Here is an 11,549-nt window from a genome sequence, read left to right on the forward strand (position 1 = left end):
ACTTTCTTTATCAAAGAACAATTTTTAATTAAAATATTAGCGTCTCCACTCGCAATAGATGAAGACACTAATATATTTTACTTTTTAACCTATCGTAATCGCCGAGCCTTTATTTACTCGTCATTGCGAGCGTAAGCGAAGCAATCCAAATAGAATAGATTACTTCGGTTTTTCCAAAACCTCGTAATTACAATCCTTATAACCGAAGACTTAAGTCTTCGGTTAAGTCAACTTAAAGAGCAGGAAGATACCAAGTAACTCCCGTAGTTCCATTAAATACTAAACTATTTGCAGACTGCGTAGTTTTAAGCGCATCGCCTATTTCCGCTTCAAAATACCATTCGAGGTTTTTGATTGGCGTAATATAGATTTCAGCGTAAACATTCCAGCCCAAACCGTAAACTTCTTTAACTTTTTCGGAAATATGTCCCACTTGAACTATTTGCAATCCCAATTCAGGTTCTAAATAAAGTGAAACTATATCGCTATTAGCAGTCAAACCTAAACCTGTCATTAATTGTAAATCCCAAGCGTTTTGTCCCCAAGTTGCAGTTCCACCATAAGTAGAACTATAAGTTGCCATAGATGTAGCCGCATCATCAAGAACGCCAAGCGCGGTTACATTTCTTTGACTATGATATTTACCTAAAGCGCCGTTATAAGCCAATTTAACAATAGGTTGAAGAGAAACTTCTTCCACCATTGAGCCAAAGTAGAATCTCAAATCGAATCCGAATGATTCCGCAACTTTTCCTTTATCGGTAGTATCGCCAGCTTTTAAATTATAACTGTAATTACCGTATTTGAGATACAATCTAACTTGAGGTAAAACATCGAGTCCGCTATAATATCTGAATTGAGCATTCAAACTTACGGCGGTTAAGCTTCCGCTAAATGTATCTAATTTATCCGTAAGGTGAAGCACTTGAATCGGAATTGCCATTCTGAAAGCGTTATCCAAAGCGTTCAAAACCAAAACTGGAGTATGAACTACGGCTTCCACTTTTTTAGGCTCGGTTTTGTTATTATATCTGTCCCATCTGTTTCCGATTGTAGCGTTATAACCTACGCCGATTCCTATTAAGGAAGAAGTATAACCAATTCCCATTGAGATTGTAGGGCGGAAGTTATAATAATCTCCCGTGTCGCGAATTAACATATCGCCAAAACTTCCTCTTCCGTCATTGTGGAATCCGAAAGTTCCTTTGATTGTGTCATTTCCGAGCGTGAAGCCTAATTGGTCTAATTTAGCTTCAAATCTGTTTCCATCGGTTAAGAAAGTTATCCAATCGCTAACTCCGTAAGAACCGAACGCTTGCATGCTTGCTACCGTGAGCAAAGCTATTACTGTTAGAAAAATCTTTTTCATCTTTTCTTCTCCTATTTTTAGATTTTTGTTTTTAAAATTTTTCTATTAAATAAAAAGCCGCTATTAAAATTATTCCAAAAACCGAAAATAAACTTTCCGCCATAATCATTGCGAGAAAATAAATCATTTTTGCGAGCGATAAACCCGTAATTGCAACCGACAAATTCGTCATTGCGAGACTTCGTAAGAAGTCGTGGCAATCTCCCGCCAATCCGATTATTTCCATTACGGCAAAAATATTTATTATAGTCAAAGGCATAATTTTCATTACGACTTATTATTTCAAAATTAAATGCATCGAAAGAAAATGCATAATTAAAAATTGCAAAATTATTTTTTATTGTCATTGCGAGACTTCGTAAGAAGTCGTGGCAATCCACACTAAATAGATTACTTCGGCTATCGCCTCGTTCCCATAGGACGCCTTCGGCGAATGATGGACTTTCCAAATACTGCGAAAATGTTTTTACTAACGAATTGCGAATTCTAAACGGAGTTGTTTTTCGCTGAAAGCGGGCTTTAGCCTTGTCTTCTTTTTGACAAAAAGAAGTCGATTTTTGACGACTGTCCGCCTTTGGCGTGGTTCTTTTTTCTCGGTAGAAAAAAGAACAGAGATTTTGTTTTTCTTTTATAAAAGAACTTATTTTTGCAAAACCAAAAACGGCACTTAAAAAATTAACTGCCTTAAAAAATTTCGATATATAAAATTTAAAATTATTCTTTAGAAGATAATGGTGGTATGCGTTGCGTTGCGTTGCGTTGCGTTGCGTTGCGTTGCGTTGCAAATGCACATACAGTATTGTAAATCAATGTAATTTTCATATAAGTTTTCTCACCAAGTTATTTTTATTAAACATTTAAATATTGATTAAATTATACAATATTTAAAAAATTAATCAAGTCTTTATTTGGCTTACAGCCCGCTTTCGCGTCAAAATATTAATTAATTGCAATCATTATACAATCTTTTAAAATAATGTCAACAATTAATTTATTTTTTTAACATTGATTAATTAAACAATATTTTATAATATTTAAAAATTTTTGTCAAAGGGTTAAATAAAAAAATTTTAAAATTCATTGTCACAAATAAAACAGCTATAACAAACCTCAATATAGAAAAATATTAAAAATCATGTTATCATGTTTTTATCTTAACATTAAAAATAAAGTTAAATAAATTATGAAAAATATCGCTATACTCGGAAGACCAAATGTGGGAAAGTCCACTCTTTTCAATAGATTAGTCGGAAGAAGAAAATCTATAGTCGATTCTACGGCGGGAGTGACAAGAGATATAAGCGTAGAAAAAATTTATATTGACGGAATAGAATTCAATATATTCGACACGGGCGGACTGCTCGATATAAGCGAAGATATTTTAAATGAAAAAGTGAGAGAGAAAGCTTTGAAAACGGCAACGGAAGATTCCGACATACTTTTATTTTTGGTTGACGCTCATCAAAGCCATCCAGACGACAGACATTTTATAAACGCAATAAGAAAAACAAATAAACCTATAATACTTGTCATTAATAAAATTGACGCTGATTCGCATAATCAATTAATAAACGAATTCTACTCACTCGGTATAAAAGAAATGGTTGGAATAAGCGCCGAACATAATAACGGAATAGACGATTTGAAAGAAAAAATTTTAAATATATATAAAAGCCTTGATAAGAAAGAAAATGAAAAAATAATTAAAAATTCGGAAAATGAAAATTTAGAAGAAATTACTTCAGAAGAAAATAAAATAAATATAGCCATAGTAGGAAAACCGAACGCTGGAAAATCCACTCTTCTAAATACTTTAATCGGAAAAGAAAGAAGCATAGTTTCAAATATCGCGGGAACTACAAGAGACCCGATAGACGAAACTTTTAATTTTAACGGGGACAATATTTGTTTGATAGACACGGCGGGAATAAGAAAAAAGAAAAATGTAAATAACGACATCGAATATTACAGCGTAAACAGAGCGATAAAATCAATCGAGGCTTCGGATGTTTGTATATTGATGCTCGATGTATTCGAAGGTTTAACCGAACAGGATAAAACTATAGCAAATTTGATAATTGAAAGAAAAAAAGGAATCGTAATTGCCTCAAATAAATGGGATATAAGAGAAAAAGGAATAACTTGGAACTATTATCAAAATTATATGAAAGAAACTTTTCCCGTTTTGAATTATGTTTTTTACGCGAGAGTGTCGGCAACGAGAAAAAAAGATGCCGAAAAACTTTTATCTTTGGCGATTAGAGTGGCTAAAACGAGAAGACAGAAATTTGAAACTCATTCGCTTACCGAAACTTTTGTTAGAGCGACAAGAGAATATACGATAACGGCGGGAGGAAATCCTTTTAAGATTTTTTACGCGACTCAAACGGGAATAAATCCTCCAGCTTTTGCAATATTTTGCAATCATCCTCAAAAATTAAATTCTCATTATAAAAGATATTTGGAAAATAAATTTAGAGAGATTTTCGATTTTAGAGGAACTCCGATAATTCTTAATTTCAAAAAGAGAAGCAAAAAAGAAAGTTAAATTTTAAAATAAATAAAATATAAAAGAGAGGTAAAAATGAATATAACGATAAAAATAATTATAAGCGTCCTAATATCTTATTTAATCGGAGCGATTCCGTTTTCGTTTATCATTGGAAAAGCGAACGGGCATGATGTAAGAAAGGAAGGAAGTAATAACCCGGGCGCAAGCAATGTTTTAAGATTATGCGGGAAAAAAGCGGGAATACTTGCATATTTCTGCGACATTGGAAAGGGAATAATTGCCGTTTTGATTCCTTCGTTTATATTGAACGGGCAGAATAATATTTTAATCGTATGCGGAGTGGCGGCTATAATCGGACATGTATTTTCAATATTTTTAGGTTTCAAAGGCGGAAAGGGAGTTGCGACAAGCGCGGGAACTATGTTTATGCTCGCTCCCGTAAGTTTGATTATTACAATGATATTTTTCTTTATAGGTTTATTCGCTTCAAAAAAAACTGTCGCAATTGGAAGCACGGTTGGAGCGATAATGTTTCCGATTGTTTTAAGCATTTTATATTTTAAGATTAATTTTTTATACAGAATATTTTTTAATATAGATTATAAATTCCTGCTTCCGATAACGATACTTTTGGCTTTATTTATAATCGTTAAACATATACCAAATTATAAAAGATTATTAAAAGGCGAAGAAAATAGTTTTTCAAAAAAATAATTTATAGTTAATTTATAATCAATGAAAAACTTTTTAATCGCCTATTTTATTTTTCTTTAATAATTTTAATAATATAATTTAAATTTATTTTCCGAATACCGCCTCATAATCTTTTTTAAATTTTTCTATTCCCTGCTCGGTTAAAGGATGTTTAGTCATCTGCTCAATAACATTATAAGGAACAGTTGCAATATCCGCTCCCGCCAAAGCGCATTCGGTGACATGTATAGGATGTCTAACGCTTGCGGAAATTATCTCCGTGTCAATATCATGCGTTGCGAAAATATCGGCTATCGTTCTTATAAGTTCGAGTCCGTCCGTTGAAATATCGTCAAGTCTTCCCAAAAACGGCGAAACATAAGTAGCGCCCGCTCTTGCGGCAAGCAAAGCCTGATTGGCGGAAAATATTAAAGTGACATTCGTTTTTATTCCTTCTTTCGATAAAACTTTAACCGACTTCAATCCTTCTACAGTCATAGGAATTTTTACAACCATGTTTTTATGAATTTTGGCAATCTCTCTCGCTTCGATAATCATATCTTCCGCTTTCACGGTAGTTGCCTTAACCTCGCCCGAAATGGGACCGTCAACTATGGAAGTAATTTCTTTAATAACATCGTTAAAATTTTTTCCTTCTTTTGCTATCAAAGACGGATTTGTTGTAACTCCGCATATTACTCCCATATCGTTTGCTTTTTTTATATCTTCCACATTCGCAGTGTCAATAAAAAATCTCATAAAATCTCTCCTAATGATTTTTTAATTTTATTTGTTTTTATGAATTATATAACTTATAATAATTTAATCAATCGTTATTCTGTGTATTGCTTAATTTATATTGCTTCAATTCGTTTGAAATAACAAATTTTATTTATATAAAAATATTGGCTTATAAAAATCAACTTAAATTAATATCTTATATTAAAAAAGCGCTCCGCATAATAACGAAACGCTTTTACTTTAATTAAATTATTTTCTAATTTAAATTTTTTAATTTATGATTATCAATTTTCTATCCATATATCTGGTTCGAGAGTTTTATTTATCGCGTTATAATCGACTATATCAATTCCGTTATAATAGAATTTCAATATTTCTTTATAATCTTTTTGAACTTGAGCCATTCCGTAAGCTCCCCATTGACACATACCTACTCCATGTCCGCTTCCCTTTCCCGTTATTATTATGCCGTTGTCGATTTTATTTATCGTAAAATTAAGAGAAGGCACTAATTTTGGAGAAAGAACGCTTCTGAAATCTCGCGAAGATATATCATTATTGTCGATTTTTATATTCATAGCTTTTCCAGATTTTGGGTCCATAGTTATTCCTATATAAGATTTTTCATCCGCATTAACCGAATAATTTGCAAAATCGTTATTAAGTTCGTTATAACTTAAAGCGTTAGTCCAAGTTCTGATTTGAGCGTTGCAATAAGGACATTGAACTCCTTCCAAATAAGGCACTGCAGTTCCGAAAACATTTTTTGCGCTGTCGGTATGTCCGCCGCATAAAGCGCTGAAATATGTCGCTATCACTTTATCGTTATAAATCGCTATTTCGTATTTCGTTCTATCAACCGCCTGTTCAACCGTCCAGTTAATTTTTTCCTTTCCGTTATAAACTTGGTATTTTGTCGTATTATCCACATCGTAAGGAAGTTTATTATTATTTTTTAGTATATGAAACATCGCATAAGTTCTTGCCGCAACCGCTTGAGATTTCAAAGCTTCGATGGGCCAATCGGGAGACATTTCATGAGGCAAAACTCCTTTAACATAATCTTCAATATTGAGTTCGTTTATAACTATCATATCGCCGTTATAAGGAATAAATTTCAAAGAACCGTAATATTCTATTCCGTTTAGAGTGAATCCGTCTTCCGTTTCAAAAACTATTCCTTCTTTATATATCCCGACATCGTTTACTTTAAGCCCAAGTCTATGTTCGACAACCATAACTCTTTCGTTTGTCAATGCCGATACGATTTCGCTTTGATATTTATAATTGTAAGCTTTATAAGGTCCTTTAATATCGATTGTATAAGGCGCTTTTACTTCGGTTAAATGAACTTTTATCGTAGTCGCAAAAACCGTTCCGCTCATTATAAATAAAGAAGAAATTATAAATAGAGATTTTATTATTTTCATAATTTTTAATACTCCTAAAAGTTGATTTAAAATATAAATTTTAATATCAATATCGGAAATATTAAAAACTTACTTTAAAATAATATAGTAATTATTTTGGTGTGAATTTAGCGGCGAAATTTATTTTGACGATGTTTTGATAAGGAAAAAGTTGATTTTTACGGTCGATAGTTTGAAATGTCTTAATCCTTAAAATTATTATTTACCATTTTACATTCTGTAAATTTATCAAAAAGTTATTTCTAAAATTTTTTAGGTTTAAATTTTTTAAATTATGCCGTTGATGAATACTTATGAACATTAGTCATTAAACTTAATTTTATATAATTTCCAAAATGATTATATATTTCGTATAAATATTTTTATAAACGCTTTAATTATAAATTCCGATAATATAAACGATATTTTATCTTTATAATAATTTATAAGAATTTTTTATGCGAATTTAAGCGGCGGATTAATATGGATAGAAGTTTCTTTCATATATTTATTGAGATTGGAATTCCGACTATAGGAACTTTCATGGGTTTGGTCGGAATAATACTTTACGGCTATATTTATTTTAAATTATATGAAGAAAGTCAGTTAATAACTTTATTGATAGGAATTTTGGCTTTTATTTTTTCTGCTTTGGAATTTGCAAATATAATAATATCTCTTTCAAATCATGATAATCAAATTGCGTTTTATTTATATAGAGCCGAGCAGTTCGCTTTGTCTTTAACGATTTTCCCATGGTTAATATACGCAAAAAATAATTTGGAATTGAATAAAAATTATCACTGGACTTTGGAATTCCTTTATAATTTGGCGATATTTTTAGTGGCGATAATCATATTCGTGGGAATAATTTATTCGGACGCTTTCATTTCAAGGACGGAAGCGATAGACACTTTAAACGAAACGATGGCAAAAAGCATAAAAATCAGAGGAAAAATAGGCGGTTTATACATATTCAGAGATTTTGTCGTAACATCTTATATGCTTTTGGTAATAAGCGCGTTTATTTACGATATAATAGTCAATAAAAATTACGCGAAAAATGTTCGATATTTAATTTTAACTTCTATAATAGCGATATTTTTCTTTGACGATTTTAACGGAATTTCAGTTTATCAGGGAAGAGGAGATTTTTTAATATTGAAAGATATTCCTTTTTCAAGAATCACTCTGGCTTATATAATTTATAATATCGTAATAATTCACTCTTCGATAAATCAGTTTATTTCGTCAATTTTCCGCAGAAGAAATAAACAGAGCTATAATTTTGAAGAAATTAAAGCGCAGGATACGGTTATAATAAATACGGCGTCAAACACTTCAAAAAAAATGCTCGAATTCAAAGACGATTTTCAAAAAGCGGTAAAAGAATTAACGGAAGATGTTTCAAGCGCATATTCTTCGGTTAGCGGTTTGAAAACGGATATAGCGAAAACGATTGATTCCATAAACGAATTTATCACAATAGAAAACTTTCAGGTAAACGATGCCAATTCCAATATTGAAAAGATTAATGAACTTATAGAAACCTATCCGAAATTAAAAGAAACTTCAACGGCTCAACAGACGATGCTTGAAAATTTAAGATTAAGTTTGGAGCAGTCAATCGAACAAATATACGATTTGCAAGCCGAAAGCGCCAGTATGCTCGATAAATTCTATTCTTTTCAAAAAGGAATCGATAGAGAAAGATTTAATATAGGGAACGAACTTAATAAATCTTCGGAATTGAGTCATTTGAATACGCAAATAAATAAAATCATAGCGTTTATGAGAAATATATCGGACAGAGCGAAAACTCTTGCAATAAACTCGGGAATTCAGGCTTCAAAATCGGGAGACTGGACGGATAGTTTTGCCACAGTTTCAAATTCGGTTTTGGAGCTTGCAACGGAATCTTCAGTAGTGTCGGAAAGAATGCAAAAACTACTTTACCAAATTGAAGATATTTTCAAAAGATTCAATTCTGCAACCGTAAATATAAATAATAACGCCACCGAACTAACGCAGGAAATATCCACTTATTACGATAAACTCACTCAATTCAATAGGACTATGGAAAGACAAAACGATTCCAATACGAATATTGTAAAAAATACGAATAAAATGTTCGAGTCCGTATCCGATATAAATCAAATAATAAAGAGCGAAGAAAACGATTTTATGAATATAAGACTCAGAATAGAAGAATTTAACAATTATATAATGGATATTTCCGAAAAAGCCGCAGAACAGAATACGGAAATAAAAAATCTTATGCGGGACATGAATAAACTTCTTGCCACTTCGGAAGATTTGGAATCGGTTAGCGGAAAATTAAATAATGAGAAAGAGCAGCTTATGGAATATTCCGATAATTTGGATAATATAATTAGAGAACATTCTAAAACGACATAAAGGGTTATTATGGATTTATTAACTACTTTTATATTAGGATATAACATTAATATCGCGGAATTATTAGTTCCCCTAATAAACTTGTCGGTAATGACAATATTTGCGGTCGTTTTTATATTATTGTCGAGGCGAACGAAAAGCTCCGTATATTTTATAATCGCCGTAACTTTGGAATTACTTTCTTTATATAATATCATATCGATTGTGATAATATTTTTTGAATTGTATAATTTGTTTCCAAATATAACGGCTAATTTATATATTTTCAATAATATACTAATTTTATTCAGCGTTTTGATAATGCCGCTTAATAACAGAAATTTTTTGAGCGATATAAAAGTCGTTAATAGAGTTAATGATTTTATTTTGATTCTAACTGGAATTTTGATTATCGTCCTTCTTGTAATAAGCGTGATAAATTTTGACGCTTTTTTTGGATTGAATACGAATCAGATATTTGACAGAGCGGGAAGCATATATTATAGAATCGCTCCAAGCGGTTTATTTTATCTTCTCAAAATGTATATAATATTATTCGTTTTCGCCGCGACTTTAATTCCCGTAATACTCGATATTATCTCTGGGCATAATGTGGCGATTAATGTCGTGTTTAATATTTTTAGCGTAATCGGATTATATTTAATATTTACCGATATATCGCTTTTCAAAACCGATGTTGGAATCAATTTTGACAGAACGGGACTTGCGATAACTTTATCTTATATGATTCGATTCATTGCGACTTTTTCAAGTTTTACAGTGAACGCTTTAACCGTAATAAATAAAGACAATGTTTTGGTAAGCAGATTAAAAAATAATTTGAATATACTTACGACAATTCATGGAATATCCGACAAATTAAACGCAATCGACAAAGATTTTATGGATTCTTCAATGTTCGTATTTGAAATAGACAGAGAAAATAAAGACGCTTTGGATATAATGAACGCAAAAGTGGAAAATATTTTAACTTCAAAAGAGAATCTTATAAAAACCAAAGAAAATAAGAATCAGCTAATAAAAGACGGAATAAGGTTCACGAGCGCCGTATTCAGCGTTTTTGAAACATATAAAAACAGACTTCAAGACAACTGCAAAGTTCTAAACGGAATAATCAAAAGAATAAAAGAATCGGATTTTTCAAATAACGAAATAAAAGAATTAAGTGAAGATTTGAAAAATATTAAAAACGATTTGCAAAAATCTTCCAAAAAATTTATAGAAAATATGCTCGAATATTCTTCTCAATTTAAAGACATAAGCGCGATAACGGGAGAGATTTACGAAACTATAGAATATATAAAAAATATGACGAATAAAACGAATTTGCTTTCTATAAACGCGGGCATTCAATCGACAAAAGCGGGAGTTTACGGAAGAAGTTTTTCGGTTGTGGCGAAAGAAATAGGAGTTTTGGCTACCGAAATTTCGATAGGAACGGAATCGCTTGAAAAAATCCTTATAAATATATTTTCTGGTTTGGTTATGGTTGAAAACGGCGCTTTTTATGTGGAAGAACATTGCAAATTGATAGAGAATTCGGTTAATGAAATAACTAAAGAAATTGACGATTATTTGAAAATCATAGAAGATAATTTGAGCGTTGAAAATTCCAATTTAGAATCGTTTGAAACTTTGGAAAAATATAATAACGAAATATTTAATATAGTGGAAGAGCAGAATAATATAGCGATTTATATAAAAGAAAATATAAACGCGATGCTCGATATTCAAAATTCTTTGAACTCGAAAATAGATTTTCAAAATCAGGATATAATAAAAATATTTAATAATTTTAATAATGTGATAAAAAACAGAGAGCGATTAAACGATACGATAAAAAAAGTCGGAAATTATTCTTCTTTGTCGCATACGAACATCGAGGCTTTGTCGAATATAATAAGCACGCATAAAAAGAAAAGCAGCATTACTTTCGCTCCTATAATAACTCTACTAAAAAGCAGTAAAATAAAATAATGTTTAATTCGGCGGATTTTGTTATAATAATAATTTTAGGTTTTATTTTCTTATACGGTTTTTATAAAGGCATAATTTCAATAACCGTTCCGATAATTGCGATAATCATAACTTTTATAATAGCTCCATTGATATATAATAATTTGTCAAAAATTTTTAATCATTCCGTTATATTAAAAATAATTTCTTTTATAGCGAGTTATTCAATAATTCGGATAATTTTATCGAAAGTGGAAGACAGCATAAAAAAATTATTGAAAATCATATTTTTGGGCTGGGTTGATAGACTGCTTGGAGCGATAGTTTTAACTTTAACCGCCTGCATAATAATCGCTTTTATTTCTTCTTTTATAATAATTTTACCGAAAGAAATTTTAAAACCAGAATATTCAAATCTTATTCAAAATTCTACGATTATAAATTTGATTTA

General features: G+C 31.0%; 9 protein-coding genes. 5 read left to right on the top strand and 4 right to left on the bottom strand.

Annotated elements, in window-relative coordinates; translation table 11 throughout:
- Window positions 1–232 precede the first annotated feature (232 nt).
- On the bottom strand, window positions 233–1,369 hold the full coding sequence (locus tag ACR0QS_RS06585) for a cell surface protein (RefSeq protein ID WP_432632645.1): 1,137 nt from the start codon (window positions 1,367–1,369) through the stop codon (window positions 233–235).
- A gap of 31 nt (window positions 1,370–1,400) precedes the next feature.
- Window positions 1,401–1,637 (bottom strand): hypothetical protein, encoded by a 237-nt coding sequence (locus tag ACR0QS_RS06590; RefSeq protein WP_432632646.1) that lies wholly within the window; start codon window positions 1,635–1,637, stop codon window positions 1,401–1,403.
- Window positions 1,638–2,552: 915 nt separating this feature from the next.
- Between ACR0QS_RS06590 and der the strand changes: the two genes are divergently transcribed.
- Window positions 2,553–3,917 carry a ribosome biogenesis GTPase Der gene (gene der / locus ACR0QS_RS06595; RefSeq protein WP_432632647.1) on the top strand — a complete coding sequence of 455 codons (1,365 nt, stop codon included), beginning with the start codon at window positions 2,553–2,555 and terminating at the stop codon, window positions 3,915–3,917.
- 42 nt (window positions 3,918–3,959) lie between these two features.
- Complete coding sequence (gene plsY, locus ACR0QS_RS06600) at window positions 3,960–4,595, top strand: glycerol-3-phosphate 1-O-acyltransferase PlsY (protein ID WP_432632652.1); 636 nt, start codon at window positions 3,960–3,962, stop codon at window positions 4,593–4,595.
- An 84-nt stretch (window positions 4,596–4,679) separates the two neighbouring features.
- Here plsY and fsa read toward each other — a convergent pair whose 3' ends face one another.
- Entirely contained in the window at window positions 4,680–5,333 is a 654-nt protein-coding gene (fsa, locus tag ACR0QS_RS06605; RefSeq protein ID WP_432632648.1) for a fructose-6-phosphate aldolase, read from the bottom strand.
- 266 nt (window positions 5,334–5,599) lie between these two features.
- On the bottom strand, window positions 5,600–6,700 hold the full coding sequence (locus ACR0QS_RS06610; protein ID WP_432632653.1) for a SpoIID/LytB domain-containing protein: 1,101 nt from the start codon (window positions 6,698–6,700) through the stop codon (window positions 5,600–5,602).
- Window positions 6,701–7,207: 507 nt separating this feature from the next.
- Between ACR0QS_RS06610 and ACR0QS_RS06615 the strand changes: the two genes are divergently transcribed.
- From ACR0QS_RS06615 to ACR0QS_RS06625, 3 genes are all read left to right on the top strand, one after another.
- Window positions 7,208–9,142 (top strand): methyl-accepting chemotaxis protein, encoded by a 1,935-nt coding sequence (locus ACR0QS_RS06615; protein WP_432632649.1) that lies wholly within the window; start codon window positions 7,208–7,210, stop codon window positions 9,140–9,142.
- A gap of 90 nt (window positions 9,143–9,232) precedes the next feature.
- Window positions 9,233–11,119: a methyl-accepting chemotaxis protein gene (locus ACR0QS_RS06620; RefSeq protein WP_432632650.1), complete on the top strand. Its 1,887-nt coding sequence runs from the start codon at window positions 9,233–9,235 to the stop codon at window positions 11,117–11,119.
- Window positions 11,119–11,549, top strand: a 431-nt coding sequence (locus ACR0QS_RS06625) for a CvpA family protein (RefSeq protein WP_432632651.1), incomplete at its 3' end; no start/stop codon positions are given. The genes ACR0QS_RS06620 and ACR0QS_RS06625, both read left to right, overlap by 1 nt.

Source organism: Brachyspira sp. (genome assembly GCF_050873525.1).
GTDB lineage: Bacteria > Spirochaetota > Brachyspiria > Brachyspirales > Brachyspiraceae > Brachyspira.

Excerpts from the sequence above, each read along its gene's own strand:
- ACR0QS_RS06615 (WP_432632649.1), top strand. The coding sequence starts at position 7,208 with ATGGATAGAAGTTTCTTTCATATATTTATTGAGATTGGAATTCCGACT.
- fsa (WP_432632648.1), bottom strand. The coding sequence starts at position 5,333 with ATGAGATTTTTTATTGACACTGCGAATGTGGAAGATATAAAAAAAGCA.
- ACR0QS_RS06590 (WP_432632646.1), bottom strand. The coding sequence starts at position 1,637 with ATGAAAATTATGCCTTTGACTATAATAAATATTTTTGCCGTAATGGAA.
- ACR0QS_RS06610 (WP_432632653.1), bottom strand. The coding sequence starts at position 6,700 with ATGAGCGGAACGGTTTTTGCGACTACGATAAAAGTTCATTTAACCGAA.
- ACR0QS_RS06585 (WP_432632645.1), bottom strand. The coding sequence starts at position 1,369 with ATGAAAAAGATTTTTCTAACAGTAATAGCTTTGCTCACGGTAGCAAGC.
- der (WP_432632647.1), top strand. The coding sequence starts at position 2,553 with ATGAAAAATATCGCTATACTCGGAAGACCAAATGTGGGAAAGTCCACT.
- ACR0QS_RS06620 (WP_432632650.1), top strand. The coding sequence starts at position 9,233 with ATGACAATATTTGCGGTCGTTTTTATATTATTGTCGAGGCGAACGAAA.